Origin of the sequence: Bradyrhizobium sp. CCBAU 51753, from assembly GCF_015291565.1 — a bacterium.
GTDB classification, from domain to species: domain Bacteria; phylum Pseudomonadota; class Alphaproteobacteria; order Rhizobiales; family Xanthobacteraceae; genus Bradyrhizobium; species Bradyrhizobium ivorense.
Window position 1 is genome coordinate 2,210,637 of sequence record NZ_CP030037.1, and the last position, 16,071, is coordinate 2,226,707.

13 protein-coding genes and 2 pseudogenes are annotated in these 16,071 nt (G+C 57.8%); 11 read left to right on the forward strand and 4 right to left on the reverse strand.

The features are described 5' to 3' along the window. Window positions 1-14: 14 nt before the first annotated feature. Entirely contained in the window at window positions 15-1,232 is a 1,218-nt protein-coding gene (locus XH93_RS10005; RefSeq protein ID WP_194475075.1) for an acetyl-CoA C-acetyltransferase, read from the reverse strand. Window positions 1,233-1,727: 495 nt separating this feature from the next. Between XH93_RS10005 and XH93_RS10010 the strand changes: the two genes are divergently transcribed. Both XH93_RS10010 and XH93_RS42180 read left to right on the forward strand, forming a co-directional pair. Beyond that, window positions 1,728-1,988 (forward strand): transposase, encoded by a 261-nt coding sequence (locus XH93_RS10010; protein WP_246799698.1) that lies wholly within the window; start codon window positions 1,728-1,730, stop codon window positions 1,986-1,988. Between the two features lie 137 nt (window positions 1,989-2,125). Continuing rightward, a complete protein-coding gene (locus XH93_RS42180) occupies window positions 2,126-2,359 on the forward strand; it encodes a hypothetical protein (protein ID WP_246799549.1) in 234 nt (77 codons plus the stop codon). Window positions 2,360-2,469: 110 nt separating this feature from the next. On the opposite strand, the gene ccrA is transcribed toward XH93_RS42180, so the two are convergent. Further along, on the reverse strand, window positions 2,470-3,747 hold the full coding sequence (gene ccrA / locus XH93_RS10020) for a crotonyl-CoA carboxylase/reductase (RefSeq protein WP_194473363.1): 1,278 nt from the start codon (window positions 3,745-3,747) through the stop codon (window positions 2,470-2,472). A gap of 896 nt (window positions 3,748-4,643) precedes the next feature. Then, the gene (locus XH93_RS10025) at window positions 4,644-5,159 is read right to left on the reverse strand and encodes a hypothetical protein (protein WP_194473364.1); all 516 of its coding nucleotides are present in this window, start codon (window positions 5,157-5,159) and stop codon (window positions 4,644-4,646) included. A gap of 866 nt (window positions 5,160-6,025) precedes the next feature. Here XH93_RS10025 and XH93_RS10030 point away from each other — a divergent pair. The 5 genes and pseudogenes from XH93_RS10030 (at window position 6,026) to XH93_RS10045 (ending at window position 9,402) form a co-directional block, all read left to right on the forward strand. After that, complete coding sequence (locus tag XH93_RS10030) at window positions 6,026-6,211, forward strand: hypothetical protein (RefSeq protein WP_194473365.1); 186 nt, start codon at window positions 6,026-6,028, stop codon at window positions 6,209-6,211. A 424-nt stretch (window positions 6,212-6,635) separates the two neighbouring features. Further along, window positions 6,636-6,823 (forward strand): annotated as a pseudogene (locus XH93_RS42185) (transposase); the annotation flags it as partial. Between the two features lie 75 nt (window positions 6,824-6,898). Beyond that, window positions 6,899-7,045 carry a hypothetical protein gene (locus tag XH93_RS42190; RefSeq protein ID WP_246799777.1) on the forward strand — a complete coding sequence of 49 codons (147 nt, stop codon included), beginning with the start codon at window positions 6,899-6,901 and terminating at the stop codon, window positions 7,043-7,045. A gap of 342 nt (window positions 7,046-7,387) precedes the next feature. Continuing rightward, on the forward strand, window positions 7,388-8,065 hold the full coding sequence (locus XH93_RS10040) for a transposase (protein WP_256436601.1): 678 nt from the start codon (window positions 7,388-7,390) through the stop codon (window positions 8,063-8,065). A gap of 932 nt (window positions 8,066-8,997) precedes the next feature. Further along, entirely contained in the window at window positions 8,998-9,402 is a 405-nt protein-coding gene (locus XH93_RS10045; RefSeq protein WP_194473366.1) for a helix-turn-helix domain-containing protein, read from the forward strand. Between the two features lie 65 nt (window positions 9,403-9,467). On the opposite strand, the gene XH93_RS10050 is transcribed toward XH93_RS10045, so the two are convergent. Beyond that, window positions 9,468-10,220, reverse strand: coding sequence for an enoyl-CoA hydratase/isomerase family protein (locus tag XH93_RS10050; protein WP_194473367.1), 753 nt, complete (start codon window positions 10,218-10,220; stop codon window positions 9,468-9,470). A gap of 1,222 nt (window positions 10,221-11,442) precedes the next feature. On the opposite strand from XH93_RS10050, the gene XH93_RS10060 reads away from it, so the two are divergent. The 4 genes and pseudogenes from XH93_RS10060 (at window position 11,443) to XH93_RS10075 (ending at window position 15,612) form a co-directional block, all read left to right on the forward strand. Beyond that, a complete protein-coding gene (locus tag XH93_RS10060; protein ID WP_246799550.1) occupies window positions 11,443-11,913 on the forward strand; it encodes a PaaI family thioesterase in 471 nt (156 codons plus the stop codon). A gap of 445 nt (window positions 11,914-12,358) precedes the next feature. Next, a protein-coding gene (locus XH93_RS10065) for an IS5 family transposase (protein WP_139860511.1) occupies window positions 12,359-13,122 on the forward strand; the annotation gives its coding sequence in 2 pieces (ribosomal slippage) (window positions 12,359-12,694 and window positions 12,697-13,122; 762 coding nt in all). Window positions 13,123-13,142: 20 nt separating this feature from the next. Then, a pseudogene (locus tag XH93_RS10070) lies at window positions 13,143-13,945 on the forward strand (integrase core domain-containing protein); the annotation flags it as partial. A gap of 389 nt (window positions 13,946-14,334) precedes the next feature. Then, window positions 14,335-15,612, forward strand: a complete 1,278-nt coding sequence (locus XH93_RS10075; protein WP_246799551.1) for an aminotransferase class I/II-fold pyridoxal phosphate-dependent enzyme — start codon at window positions 14,335-14,337, stop codon at window positions 15,610-15,612. The last annotated feature ends 459 nt before the right edge of the window (window positions 15,613-16,071 follow it).

Here is a 16,071-nt window from a genome sequence, read left to right on the forward strand (position 1 = left end):
AATGGTGCGCGTACCTACGATTCTAACACCCGCTCGATGATCGTCGCGGTGCCCATGCCGCCGCCGATGCACAGCGTCACCAGCGCGGTCGCCTTGTTGGTGCGTTCGAGCTCATCGAGCACGGTGCCCAAGATCATCGCGCCGGTCGCCCCTAACGGATGGCCGAGTGCGATCGCGCCGCCGTTGACGTTGATCTTGTCGTTGTCGATCTCGAACGCCTGGATATAGCGCAGCACCACCGCGGCGAAGGCTTCGTTAAGCTCGAACAGGTCGATGTCCGACTTCTTCATGCCGGCGCGTTCGAACAGCTTGTTGGTGACGTCGACCGGTCCGGTAAGCATCATTGCCGGCTCGGAGCCGGTATTGGCGAAGGCACGGATTTTCGCGCGCGCTCTCAGGCCGTATTTCGCGCCCGCGTCCTTGCTGCCGAGCAGCACCGCGCCCGCGCCGTCAACGATGCCAGACGAATTGCCGGCATGGTGCACGTAGTTGATTCGCTCGACCTCGGGATGCGACTGGATCGCGACCGCATCGAAGCCGCCTATCTGCGCGACCTCGACAAAGGAGGGTTTCAGCTGCGCCAGCGACTGCATGGTCGTGTTCGGGCGCATGTGCTCGTCCTTGGCCAAGATCGTGAGGCCATTGACGTCCTTCACCGGCACCACCGATTTGTTGAAGCGGCCTTCGCCCCAGGCCCTGCCGGCGCGCTGTTGGCTCTGGACGGCATAGGCATCGACATCGTCGCGGGAGAAACCGTACTTGGTGGCGATCAGGTCCGCTGAGACGCCCTGCGGCATGAAATATGCGGGCACCGCGATAGAGGGATCCATCGGCAAGGCCCCACCGGAGGCGCCGATGCCCACCCGGCTCATGGATTCGGCGCCGCCGCCAATCACGAGCTCGTGCTGGCCGCTCATGATCTGGGCGGCAGCGAAATTCACCGCATCAAGGCCGGAGGCGCAGAAACGGCTGATCTGTACGCCCGGCACGGCCGCGCCTAAGCCGGCCTTCAACGCGGCGAAGCGCGCGATGTCGGACCCGGCTTCCCCGACGGGATCGACGATCCCGAGAACGACGTCGTCGACAGAGTCTTCCGGCAAATTGTTGCGCTCCTTCAACGCCTCTAGCGGCACGGTGGCGAGCCGCAAAGCGGTCACTTCGTGCAGCGCGCCGTCCGGCTTGCCGCGACCGCGTGGGGTGCGAAGGTGATCGTAGATATAGGCCTCAGGCATGGCGGCTCTCACGGATTTAGGGGCGGGAAAGCATCGCTCGTCTTGAAAGTCCGAAAGCGCTGCGTTCACTCGTTGTTGCTGCCTTATAGCAACGGCCGTGCCACCGCCGTTCAAGTGCTTCAAGCCTATAATTGTGCTTTGAAAAAAGCAGGACTCAAGCGCCTGCCGGGGCGGACTCGACAGGCGTTCTACCGCTGTCAGAAACCCGACAAGGATCAGCGGTCGTTGTACGAAAGATGGACGTTACGTAGCCGACAACCGTCGGAACCGGATTTGCGAGCCACATAGCCCGATGCAAAGAGTCTTGATTAAACGCTCCCAATTCGCTCACGACCTCCGCAACATCCAACAGAACCATGAACCTACTTGAGCCTAAATGAGATCGCGACGCCCGATGATCGTAACCGACGTTAGGCCGCCACTAGCTATCCCTCGGCTAGGTGCGATACAGCCTGGCATGAGCGGATCGGTGGAGGTACGACCATGGTAAATGCCATGTTTGATACCGGGCAGGACGGCGATTCCTATCGTCGCGTCGAGGTGATCACCGGGCAGCGCCGGCGACGGCGATGGACGGGCGAGGAGAAGGCTCGGATCGTCGCGGAGAGCTTTGAGAGAGGTGCGAACATCTCCGAGGTGGCGCCGCGATGGCGTTGTGCATCTCAGTGCGACGCAGCTCGCGATGCTGCTCAGGCGGTCTTGAGTGGACGCGGTTCTCGCCGAAGCTGCGTGGAGCAGCCGGTTGTTGTTGGCTGAGAGGTGAGGATTTCGCTGGAGCATGGAGCGCGCATGCATCGTCTGAATATGCCGATTCGCCGTGATGCTCTCCCGACCGATCCGACGGCTTTGACCGAGATGCTGCTCGCACTTGCGCCGAGAACGAGAAGCTGCGCGTGGCGATGCAGACGCTGAAGGATATAATCTTCGGGAAGCGCTCGGAGCGGCTTGCAGTAATTGTCGCCGACCAACTGGCGCTCGGCCGCGATCTCTCGGGCGGTGAGATGCAAACCAAGCACAGCTTCTGTTGCCGGCAGGCTTACAGACCGTGCCAACCGCAAGTTGGACTCACCGCGCTCGTGGTGGAGACGGCGCTGGCCACGTTTAGCCGGAAATTCTTAGCGAATTGAATCGGTGCGCTGGGGCCGGCGCTTGGACCTACTGAGGCTCCAATCCAGCGGCTGGAACATCTCGAAGTCATGCCATCTCTGTCCCCCTAGCTAGTTCCAACCTGCTTCATTCAGCCAATAGACTGCGCCGCGCTTGCTTGGACGAGTACCGCCATGTTTCCAGGCTGATGCTGATTTCTCCACATTTTCATGTGCGCGCGCGGAAGCTCGGCCCATGGGAAGGCTTCGGACAGACAGGGATCTATCCGCTGTTCCACAACAAGCCGATTGGCTTCCCATACCTGATGTGGATTGGCGAAGTGGCTGCCCTGGACTCTTTTCTGTCGCATCCAGACAAACCGCGCGTCCATCGTCAAATTGTAACCTGAGGTCCCACCACAGAAGACAACCATTCCGCCTCGTTTCACGACGTAGCAGCTGACTGGGAACGTCATTTCTCCCGGGTGTTCGAAGACGATGTCGACGTCGGTGCCCTTTCCTGTAATCTCCCAAATGGCTCTGCCGAAACGGCGCGCCTCCTTCATGTAGTCGCTGTAAGCGGTGTCATGGACATCCGGAAGCCGGCCCCAACAGTTGAATTCCTTTCGGTTTATTACGCCCTTGGCTCCCAATGACATCACATAGTCACGCTTCGACTCGTCAGATATGATGCCAATAGCGTTCGCTCCGGTCACAGCTACGAGTTGGACTGCCATCGAGCCAAGCCCGCCAGCCGCACCCCACACTAGAACGTTCTGACCTGGTCGCACGGCGTGTGGGGGATGACCAAACAACATCCTATACGCGGGCGACAGCGTGCCCGTATAGCACGCGCTCTCCTCCCAGCTCAGGTGTGTTGGGCGTGGTAGTAGCTGACGCGGCTGAACGCGCGCGAATTGCGCAAACGATCCGTCCGGAGTCTCATAACCCCAAATTCTCTGAGAAGGCGAGAACATGGGGTCTCCGCCATTGCACTCGATATCATCGCCGTCGTCCTGATGGGAATGAATGACCACCTCGTCACCCACCTTCCATTTCTTCACGCGATCTCCGACCGCCCACACGATTCCCGCGGCTTCTCCGCCGCAGATGTGATAGGAGTGCCGATGCATGTCCAAGGGTGAGATTGGCTTCCCAAGGGATGCCCAAATAGAATTGTAGCCGATCCCAGTCGCCATGATCATGACCAAGGCGTCCTGCGGTCCTATTGAGGGGATCTCAACGACCTCCACTTGCATCGCACACTCTGGATCACCATGCCGTTCCCGGCGTATCACCCAAGCGTACATATGCTTTGGTACATGACCCACTGGCGGCATTTCCCCGATCTCATAAAGATCCTTCGCAACAGCCTGACCCTGCTTCGCTACGGAAGGATGGTGGCCGCCCGGGTGATTGAATGCAATCATGTGTACCTCGATGTAAATCGGAAGGATCGCACCGACGAGTCGGGCCAATGACGGTCTTCGTCGTGCGGACATCAGGCGTGCGCCTCCGGCGCTACGCGATGGTTATATGATCAGGCCAGTTCCCCGGAGCACTTGCAGTCTCTTAGTGAGATCGCTTTACTTTAGCTCGGGAGGTGAAGACAGCGGCGCGGTGCTCGCCGGAGCATATTTCACAGCTCGGGTGGCAGTTGCTCAATGAGCATCGATAGGACTCCAAAGTCCAGCATTATCGGCGAAAGACCGCAGCAACCGATCTTGAGCCTGAGGCGATCGGCGACGCGTGCAATGTGAGCCAAGCTCTCTTCTTGCCGAGCGCTTCCAAGCGCCTAACGGTGCGACTCTGAGTATTTCTTCGGGCATCCGGAACCTCCTTTCTCCGATTTTGGGTGGCATCGCATGCTCCTTTGCAGTCTCATGAAGCTTTGTATGATCAGATCGAAGTGAGCGACTTGAGCCTACGGTCGGGGACTGTACATCCATAATAAGATCGGTCAATCAAAGAAAACATTCATTATAAGAATTCGAGAATCCGATAGCTTCAAGTGTTCTAGAAGAGCAGCGGCCGCGCGGGGCGTTTCACATTCGAAATGATGACTTGCACAGCTATGTAGTGTGCAGGACCCCGATGAAACCCATCAGTTCGGCAAAATTGAATCGCGAAAAGCAGCTAAGCTCGTGCGTGCCTGCTCTCAGCTAATGAGGCCGGCAACCCATATACTTAGTTTCGTACCTCGGCCGCCCAGGCTCGAAATTGTATCTGCATTGCTTTGCCATGAGCTTTACCAAATCGTCCAGAATGAGCTGCTGGCGGCAAACCGCAGCTAGAATCGCATGCAGAGCCCTACATCTGCCGTGCACTATTCCAAATTCTCAGCGACATCGGCGATGGTCGCTCCCAAAAGCACGCTCGATGTTTCAAGACCCAGCTTTGATATCTCAGTTTCAGCGTAGCGAAGCAGGTCAAGCATGCTCAGCAGTTGCCTGCGCCTTTTGACGTCAACTGCAGATTCGGCGTCCCCTGCAGTCCCGCCTTTTTTGCCTCTTGCGGTTTGCCGAGACGGGAAGTCGTCAAGTCTCGCTTGAGTAGGTGTATTGAAAAAAATTGAACAAGCATCATTGATTATCTTGTCGCCCAGCGAGCTAAGAAAAATTGGAATGTTTATTGTTGAGGGGTTCTCGAGAAGACGTTGGCAGGCGTTCACTGCGTCTCCGATAGGCGGCGATGCTACGAGGATGATATCCGGCTGATGTTCGATGGCCAAAGACACGCTGCGCTCGAATTCCGCCGCAACAACATGAATCCCGGATTGATCGAGGGCTTGCCACAAATCTCTCAAGTAGAGTTTTGCGGCAACTACTAGTGCCACCGGCATTCGGTGTTCTGCCGACAAATGACGGTCAACGGAAACTGAGCCGCCGGGTAGTAATGGGCCGCGGTTCTCGGAACGCTTTTGACCGGCGTGAATTGATTCTCGGTCGTATCATTTCCTACCCCGCTCTCCATGCGAATTTCCAATATTCGGGTCCCCGCGTTAACGTAGGCTTCCAGAGAACTCGCAGTACCTCTCATGTCTCGAACCATCCTATTCCGGGTTTCACCGCCAGCTACAAATTGCGGCGCTCTAATCGGGAGCCGTTTGTCAGGCTCAATGGCGAAGAATACAGTAACCGAGAAAGAGAGTCCCCTACCAATTCTGGAAGGAGACTCATCGCTCTCGCTGTACATATTCGCTCGATCCTACATCCAAAGAATCACGACGCAGAGTCTTGGAGACCCGGGCTCATAACAGCTCTTGGTCGTTGAGTGCGATGGCATGACGTGTCAAGGCGCTCCGCCATCTCGATTGCTGCGCGCAATCATATTGCTCGACTGAGTGAGCGCGCCCTCAGTAGTTGTGGGTGAGCGCATTTAGCTGTGGGTGAGTGCATTTTTTCACCTGGTTTAATGCTCGTTTCCAGATCGGGTAAGTCAGTTACAAAACGCGAAGCGCTCCGTTCGTTAGAAACTTGAGCAAGCCTATCTCGTCCTGACAGTCAAACTCGTCACGTCCGGCGACTCCTCGGCTCGTGGAGGATGGCCGTGCCACGCGCAGCTAACCCAGGTTGACACTTGCTCTCCCAAGACAAGAGCCTGAGCATGTTGATGCTCTCGGGATGAGCGATCGGCCGGCGTGTAAAGCCCAGCGGCTAATGTCGCATGACCATCAGAGATGGGCTAACGCTGCCGCCTGCTTAGACGATGACCGAGATCGCCCGGAAGCGTCGTCGCTTCGGCCATCGGCGCCTGCATGTTCCGCTCAAGCCGCAGTGTCATCTGATCAATCAGAAGGGGCTCTTCCGGCTCCGTGCGGCCGAAGCCATGGTGCTGGCCCTGATGGAGATCGCGGACCGAGGCCTCATCGACGTGGCGCGCAGTTGCGCTTAAAGCTCGTCGGGCTTGCTCGATCCCCGGCTCTGCCAGTTTCCATTATGCTGTCAGTTGCCTCACACCTTAAGGTGGCTAGTATGAACGGCAGCTCAAGCGCGAGCTTAGGGCGATAGAAATCTCCCATCGTCACGATGCCCAGATGATCCGAGCCAATTTGTTTGCAACGGCGATAGCGACGTCGTTCGAGCAGGGCCTCGATTCAGCCCGCCTCCAATCCGTGAGCGTGCCTTTGGGTACCGAACGACGCGGCCTGGTAAAGATTGAGGCGCTCGTCGCGGTCGTGCGGGACGAGACAGATGCTCGCCTGCCCGCAGCAGCGCGCTTCGCCCTGATGGCTATTGCCGATGAGATCGAAGAGTCAGCCGACCAGATTGACAGGCTCGAGCGCGCCATCGTCGTGGAGGTCAAGCGCGACGGGGACATGCATCGGTTGACCACGATCCCCGGTGTCGGCGCCATTACGGCGGCAACCATCAAGGCGCTTGGGCCGGATCCGGGCGGGTTCAAGTCAACTCGCCACTTTGCTGCTGGCTGGGATTGATGCCGCGGTCTCATTCAAGCGGAGGCAAGCACCGGCTGGGACGAATATCGAAGATGGGAAATCCGGAACTCGGCACTCTCCTGGTCGTCGGGGCAACAGCCGTCTTGCGGGTTGCCCGAAACGACGCTCGGACGCGGCCGTGGTTGAAGGCGCTTCTCGCCAGGCGGCCGTTCAAGGTTGCAGCGGTCGCGCAGGCCAACAAGACAGCGCGGATCATCTGGGCGCTTCTGAACAAGTGCGGCACGTACCAGCGTCCCGACCCACTGGTGATCACCGCGGTCGCCGTCTGATGGATGCAGTGACCGCCAAAACGAGCTGACCGGCGCAGGCCGGCAGAGGGCAAGGTGCAACAACAGGCGATGAACCCATGGGACGAAATCCCGAGACGAGTGAAGCTGCTGGCCCCAATGCGATCAAGCGCGCATACCTGATTTGGCTTCTCGTGTCGCGGATCTCATCGAGGCCCGCGGCCATGTGCCGCGCGCAAAGGCCGGACATACGACCGCACCGTTCCAATGTGTGAAATCGACTGAAAAAACTCTTGCCACGCAGGCCGTTCCACATATGGGATCAGGCCCTGGCGCATCACCCGCATGCCAATTGCCTCGTGCCGGGCGGCGGGATCACCCCTGATGGAAGCCGGGTTCATCGTCGCCCTGGCTTCTTCCTCTTCCCGTTCGCGTCCTTCACGGCTGTACCGTCGGCTATTCCTGGAGCGCCTGCAGGCGGCGTTCGATAGCGGCAAGCTCCGGTTCTTCGGCCACCTCGCGCACTTCGTCGAACCGGCAGCATTCGGCTGCCATCCGAACGCCCTCCGCAAGATCGAGGGGGTCGTCTACGCCAAGTGTCCCTTCGGCGGACCAGAACAGGTTCTGGCCTATCTCGGGCTGTACACCCAGCGCGTTGCGATCGTCAACGGCCGGCTCCTTAGCTGTGAGCACGGCCGCGTCCGCTTCCGGTGGAACGATTATCGCGCCGGCAACAAACCCAAAGTAATGACGCTCAAGACTGAGGAGTTCATTCGTCGCTTTCTGCTCCACATATTGCGGAAGGGGTTCCGCCGCATCCGTCATTTCAGCTTCCTGGCGAGCGCCTGCCGCGCCGCCAAACTCACGCGCATCCGAGCGGCGCTTGAGGCGCCGCAGCCACCTCCGCCTGCCGAAGCTGTCGACTATCGTGAACGCTGCGCCATCCTCTTTGGTCACCGCCTCGACTTGTGTCCCATCTGCGGAGGCCGCATGGTCGAGATTGGGCCTGTGCCGCATGCGCCAACGCAGCGACGCGCAGCACCTCACTGCGATACATCATGACCGACGACCTCGACTTGTTCGCTCCCATTGCACGCATCGCCATACCGACGTTCCCACGCTCACAACGCCCGGCGAACGGGCGATAGTCAACCGCCTGGGCTTGACGCTCCGTTCGACGCTATCGACGGCGACATCCTTTGCTGCCAACACCAGCGACCGTCTGTGGCCACACTCGCTCGCGGGCCCGATATCGGGTCAATTGCACCTACCGGCGCCTGGATCGAGCCTCCATAGGTCCGCGCTCACAAGACACCGCTTCGTTCAATCCGGCTTCAAATAGCTCCCCCCGCTGGGCTTGCGGCGAAATCTGCGACGTGGGACCTATTTGAACCCTCCAGTATTCCGGGAATCGAGGAAAGCGACTTCGCCGTCGGATTTGCTCTCTGGATGTGAGCCAGTTCCCACTCGATGGCATCGACCTGCCGGTCCAATCCCTTCAGTTGGTTCACAAGAACAGCTGGTAACTGATCCACTGATCCTGTTCGCGGTTCCGTACATCGCCGGTATATCGCCGGCGCCGAGGGAGCGGGGCCGTCTTCCCCATCAATTGTCGGCTGGGATGAAATGTTGAAGAGGGCTGTTCACGTCACTTGTCCAGGCCCGCATCACTCTCGGAGGCCGGGCATTTTGGTGTGTAGCCTGTCGTGTTCGCCTTGAAGCGGGTAGTGCACCAAAGTTTTCGGCGCTGAAGACATATTCGCGCCCTTCAGTCTCGCACGCTTCGGGCTGCTCTGTCAGAGGCCACGGCGTTTCAAGGATGGTCCCGTCAGGTTCGTCACTCGCGACAGAAAGCAGGTGGCATCTGCGGGGTGTTGCCGAAGTTGGTCCGGCGAATGCTTCCCCATCGCAGCATAAAGCAACAGAAAAGGCTCAGTTGAATGACCTACGTGAAAATGTGATAATATGTATCAAACCAAAGGTCGGACTTAAACGTGACGTACAACGATCTTGATGCGAGAATTGGTGAGCGCATTCGAAGCCAGCGAAAGCGGGTCGGCCTCAGCCAGAAGGAACTCGCGAATCGACTGGACATAGTTTTTCAGCAGTTGCAGAAGCACGAGAATGGAACAAGTAGAGTGCCGGCCAGTCGGCTTTACGAAATTGCCCGGGCGCTGAACACGCCCATTTCACATTTCTTCGATGTCGACCAACACAAACCACTCGGGCGAGCGTCGCCACTCTCGGGCGTTTCTGCAATAGTGGGTGCGCAAAAGGGTAAGCTGGCAAAGCAAGTGCTCGAGCTTGTCGCGGCTTTCACAAAGATCAAGGACGAGGATGCTCGAGCGGATATTGTCTCGTTGGTCGCAAAACTATCGAAGTTGAACGCTAGGCGGTAGAGCCGCGGTCAGCTTCCGACCCGAATGCCAACAACATGCGTTGCGACCGTGTTGTGCTGCTTTGGTTAATGCCTTAGCACGCGCTTTAAGTGTTGTTGGACGGCGCTAGTCGCGGTGCTCGCAACATGTGCTTCCTTCGCCTCAGGCGCGATAGCGTGCAAACCAGCGACAAACCGCCTATTTACCGTCTCCTTCGTTCGCCGAAAAGTGATTTCGGGAAATTCACTGAGGATCTGCGCTCGCGTGATAGCCTTCTCCACAAGGTTACTCGAGTCGACCACCTCGTGAAGCAATTTTTGGTCGGCCGCCCACGAAATCGGAGCAGCCTCGCACCCATAAATGAGATCAGACATCGCCGCTCGGCCCACGAAACTCTCGAGCATATAGCCGCCGATTGTACAGGCGATCCCATGCTTCAGTTCCCACATGAGTAGCTTGGTTGCTGGCGATCCGACGCGCCAATCGCAGGATAGCGCGACCTGAAAGCCAACGCCTATGGCGTATCCGCCGACTGCGGCAACAGTCGGCTTTGTGACTTTGAGTATAGCAGAATAGAAATCAATCAACCTGTCGATTAATGCTTCGATCGCCCCGCCTCCGGAAATCTGGGCCACCTCATTAAAATCACCACCGGCACAAAAAGATCGGTCATTCCCTCCTGTCAATACCAAAGCTCGTATGGCAGGATTATCCTCTGTCTCTCCACATATGGAGCGAATCGCGTTCTCCAGTTCCATGCTCATTGGATTATGAGTGTTAGCGTGATTGAACTGCGCGACTAGAACCGCGCCTCGAGCTTCCGTTTGTAGAATGGCCATCCAGTTTCCAATCAGTCGCTCGCATTGCCAAGTCGCGGCTCGCTCACTGCCTCGACACCTGGAATTCGAGGATAAGTGTCTGCATCTATTTGGAGAACTTGTCAACGATGACGACATCTATTATGAGAATTGGTAGGTGCGTTCACGGAGCCTGAGGGCTCACGATAAAACCGTTTGGCGCTGGGGCCTCCGCTAATTGCTTGCGAAAGACCTGAAGAGCTGCTTTCGACAGGTCTCGCGGGACCAGATCTAACGCCCATGCGTTCCAGAGACTCGACTCGGTCTGCCCATCGCTTCGGATTGTCAGAGCGAGTCCGCGCTCTATCCCGTCACATTCACAGACCTGAAAGTCACAGACATGAAATGCGCTGGCGATGCCGAAGGCGCGAGTTTCGCGTGGTCGCGGCATATGTCGGGCGCGCGGAAGTGGGAGCCGAACATTCGTTTGGGATGAGGGAGACTACGGTGCCAGGGGGCAAACTGACCGTGCGATCGGTGGCGCAGGAACTCGGTCTGAATACCACGCCTATCCGAGACGCCATCGTCCGATCGGCAAGAGCGGCTTGGTCAATCTGGGATTGAAAGCGGTGGTCGTCTCAGTACTCACGATTTCGATTCTAGATGAAGTTGCACTGGAAGGCGGCCTTCGAAGCTACGACGCATATTGGGAATGGGACATCTGGATTTCTTGAGGAGACGCAAAGTCGTATCGATCAGGCGATGGACATGGCGCTCGCCTTAACAAAGCCTCCCACTTCCAGCTCTATCCGGCGTCCGAAGCGCCTCGCCTGATCCCTCATCGAATTGCTCTGGTTGTGCATCGGACCACCGCTTGACGACCTCAATCCCAAGTTTTGCAGTTAATCGGCGCGAACCACCGACGGGCTATTAGCAGACCGAAGGACCGGCACGCTACAAACCGTACGGCGGCGATCGAAAATAACCTACTCCATGCATAGCGTCGTCTAGCAAGTCCATTGTGTCCCGACAGCACGAAGCGGGCACTCGCCGGTCATTGATTTTTGTTGCATCAAATCCCAAAACGCGGTATCAAATGAGGGCGAGGTAGCATAGGTGCCGATCCTGCTATCTGGCCGAAGTCTAAATCGCAGTTTGCGTGCGTTTAGCTGGTTAGGGGTACACTGGATCCAGACCCGTTGATGCTGTCCTTCGCGATGTCAGATTTGAGAGCAAAATGATCGGCAATTGAAGGCCTTTTTCCTTGCACGACGCTACGAAAACAGCAGCTTCTCACCGCCCCCACCTGCGTGTTGGCGCCGAGGGCGAGTTCATGGGGTGGCGGACCTGGAGCCATGAATTCTTCTTTACTCATACCGGTCCCTTCTGGCACCGACAGGAGCCGGACGGCAGTATCCGCTGCGCCTTCCGGATCCAGAAAAGGCACCTCAATGGCTCCCGAAACGTCCATGGCGGCTGCTTAATGACTTTTGCCGACTACTGCCTGTTTGCGATCGCCTCGCCGGTGCTGGAAGGGGCCGCCGTGACTGTCAGTTTCGCCGGCGAGTTTATTGATACCGGGCGCGAAGGCGATCTGATTGTAGGAACAGGCGAAATTACCCGAGCCGGCGGTTCGCTGATCTTCGTACGAGGTCAATTGACCGACGGAGAGCGCACATTGTTTACTTTCTCAGGCACTATCAAGCGGGTGAAACGCAAGGCGGCATCACGGTAAAGCGGCCTCCTTTCTTTCTGCATGGTCCCCGACGGCCGTGACTACTGCCGCCGACCATCGCAACTTTTCGCGTGCCTGCCTTGCCATCCTCGATGAAGGCATGACGATCCGGCTTTAGGCGATGGACAAGGCGCAACACGTCAATGTACTTCCCAGCGCGACGCCTATGTCGTCATGTCCTGCAGTTCGCTATTCGGTCCAAAATGAGGACCTGGTCTAGGCGTTTAGTCCCGAGCTTTGATGGTGCATTCTTGTCGCACGATTCGAAGGATGCGCTATGGGACAAGTTTTACACGGCTGCGCCACCACGACCGAGGCAGTCCGTCGAGCAATACGAAATAGTCAAGAGAGCCTGAGAACGCTCGCCAAGCACTAGGTGGCGTGGACTCTAGGGATTCCCTTTTAGGGGCAAATCAGATTCAAGACTGCTTTTGGGGAGGCAGTCTTGGGTGTGATGGATCGGCTGGTGTTGAGCGACGCGGCGTGGGAGCGGATGGCGCCGCTGATCATAGGGCGGCCTGACCAGAAGGGCTCGACCGGCCGCGACAATCGGATGTTCGTGGAGGGTGTGCTTTGGATTGTGCGTACGGGCGCTCCCTGGCGTGATCTTCCGGAGGCGTTCGGAGACTGGAACAGTGTGTTCCGGCGCTTCAGTCGATGGAGCGCCAAAGGGGTCTGGTGCCGCATCTTCGAGGCGATGTCCGACGATCCGGACTTCGAATATCTGATTGTCGATTCCACCATCGTCCGAGCCCATCAGCATGCTGCCGGGGCCAAAAAAGGGGGTCTGAAGATCAGGCGATTGGCCGTTCGCGCGGCGGTCTGAGCACCAAGATACATATGGCCGTTCGCGGCTTGGGATGTCCCGTACGGTTCACCATCACCGCGGGTCAGAAGGGCGATGCACCGCAAGCTGCCGAATTGATCGAGGGGTTGCCTGCCGAGGTGGTCATGGGCGACACGGCCTATGACGCCGATCACTTGCGCCAAGCCATCGCTGCCAAGGGCGCGCTCGCCGTCATCCCCAACAACCCGTCACGAGCGCTCAAGCATCCGCTCGACAAGTATCTCTATGCCCAGCGCCACCTCGTCGAATGCTGCTTCTCAAAGCTCAAGCAATTCCGCCGCGTCGCAACCCGCTTCGAAAAGACCGCTCGAAATTATCGGGCGGTCGTCACCCTCGCAGCCATCATTCTCTGGCTGCGGTAAGTGTCCACACCACCTAGAGGATCAACCAGAAGACCGTCGCGAAGTGGAAGGTGTGCGAGACCGTCGCCGATCGTTCGACAGGCCCCAAGGAAGCCAAGTCGACCATCCTTCCATCGAGGAGATGCGATCATCGTCGCTTTCCGGCGACATACGCTGCTGCCACTCGACGATTGCCTCTATGCGCTGCAGCCGACCATCCCGCATCTGACGCGGTCATCCCTGCATCGCAGCCTCCAGCGCCACGGCATCAGCCGATTGCCGGAGGTCAAAGGCGGCAAGCCTTCGAAGAAAAAGTTCAAGGCGAGCTCCACCTCTACGTCGCCATCGATCGCACCAGCAAGTTCGCCATCGTGCAACTGGTCAGGAAGATGGGAAGGACCTCCGCGTCGGCCTTCCTCGAAGCTCTGACCGCGGCTGTCCCCTACAAGATCCACACGGTTCTCAGCGACAATGGGATCCTGTTCACGTTCCCGCCGCGCTATGCGGACGGCCCGACGGCAAGATATGTGACACATATGTTCGATATGCGCTGCCAAGAGAACGGGATCGAACATCGGCTGACCAAGATCAAGCATCCCTGGATCAATGGCCAGCTCGAGCGCATGAACCGCACGATCAAGGAAGCGACCGTCCAACGCTACCATTACGATCGACACGATCAGCTCGAAGCTCACCTGCCGACTTCATCACCGCCTACAATTACGCCCGGCGGCTGAAGACCCTGAAGGGCCTCACGCCTTACAAATACATCTGCAAATGCTAGACTTCCCAGCCAGAACGATTCAAGCTCAATCCGCTCCAGCAAATGCCGGGACCAAACATAACAATGGTGGTCTGCTGGCGTGGATCAGCGGACATTTGGCCGCCGCCGGGCGAGCCAGATACGCGCGCTCCGCTGCAGACCGTATCATCGCGGCGTCGCCAAACGACTCGATCGAGGCAGTTGTCCACGAGCATACTTGAGAACAGCGGCCGCCGCGAATCGGACGGCTATCTGCCGGGTGGCTGCTGCCGCCTGGGCGGCTTTGTTACTGCGGACGCCGGCCCGCTCTATCCCTCTCCGATTTGGTAGCTGCGCAAGCGAGAACAATGGTTTAGCTCGTCGAACCAGGGATCAAGCTGCCCGCAATCTTTGTACAAAGCGTCCAGTCGGCCGGGGCTCGTCCCTGCGGTCGCGTGCGTAATTTTTTCCAGGTCAGAATGGAGAATGAAATGCAACAGCAGATCGCTCTTTCGGATGATGGACGGCCGACTGGTCACTTTCGGAACACCGCCTACGTGATCAACGAGAGTAGGCCGCATTTTGATGCAGCTCACGCGGCTGGTCTCATGGGCATCCAAGGACGCTCAACGGCCGGACGTGCCTTTGCTTTGGGCGCCGGCTCCATTGATAATCGACCGCAGATGATCGATTTTGTGCGATGTTCCTACCTGGGGCTCGATAATCATCCGGCGATAGTCACTGGGGCGATCGAGGCGATCGAGGCGCATCGGTCACTGCATTGGTCCTGCGCGCGGACGCGGCTCAATTTCGATCTTCTGGCAGAGCTTGAAGCAACCCTGTCCGAGATGTTCTGCACTCGCGTGCTCGCTTTTTCCAGCGTTATGCTCGCCAATTTGGGTGCGATGCCCATCCTCGCTTCGGGCCAATTGACGAGCGGAAGGAAGCCGGTCATCGCGTTCGATCGTATTGCACACATATCGCTCGCCTATCACAAGCCGGTAGTCGCTGATGAAGCGCGTGTGGAAACGATTGCGCACAATGACATCGACGCTCTCGAACGCTTGTGCCGTGAACATCCTGTAGTCGCGTATGTATGCGATGGCGTTTATTCCATGGGAGGGAATTCACCGGTCAAGGAACTACGGCAGCTCCAAGAGCGTTATGGGCTCTTTCTCTACATCGACGATGCTCACGGCATATCGCTGTTCGGAAGGCAAGGCGAAGGATTTGCTCGTTCCCAGTTTCCGAAACTGCTGGGTGACCGCACAATTATAGCAGCCTCACTAGCCAAGGGATTCGGCGCATCGGGCGGCATGTTGATGCTCGGAACGCTCGACCAGGAGACTCTATTTCGGCGCTACTCTATTCCCTATGCGTTTTCGGTGGCCCCCAACTTGGCGGCGGTTGGCGCGGCACTTGGCTCGTGTAAGATCCACCAGTCGCCAGAGCTTGCCGAACGACGAAGGCGGTTGGCGGAACGAATCGCCGTCTTTGATCGTCGCGTGGTGACCGCGGAGCAAGGCAATTCACTTCCGATCAGAATGATTGCCATTGGATCGGAAGCCAAGGCAATTGCGATAGCGAGAGAGCTTCTCAATGCAGGTTTCTATACTTCCGTGACGTTCTTTCCGACGGTCGCGCAAGGAAAGGCAGGGATTCGGGTTTGCATTACGGCCGATCATGATGTGCGCGACATAGAGCGGCTCTGCGACTGCATCTTGGAAAAGCTGACTGATACAGTTGGAAATGGGAGCGGCCCCCCCTGAGGTGTCAATTGCAATTCCGCGGAAAACTGCATGGGCTGCCTCGCGGAGCCAAGGTGCTATTAGTTTATGGGGAGAGGAAGGAGAAAAGCTCTTCGAACTATTGTTAGAGTTCGAACGCATGTCCTTGAGGCCAAGTCCTCGGCGCTTCCCTTCGCGATGCTCTCACGAAGGACACCATGCCCTCTTAACTCATATTTCGATTGTCGATCGGTTCGTGTCAGGAAAAATGCCTCGAACTCGAGACAGATAGCGCGACTACCTTGGCACTAGTCTAGTTTCTGTCGCGAAACGCCCGGCTTGAGTGGCGCAATCTAAGTTATGCCGATGGATTGGGCACAAAATGCCCGTGGCTGCAGGGATCGGCAAGCTCCGAAGGGAGATTTTCGGGCCCTGGTTTCGGTATTGAGCAGCGGGGTTTCAGATCAAGAGGCGTTGAGCCGCGAGTGGACCTGCGGCTTC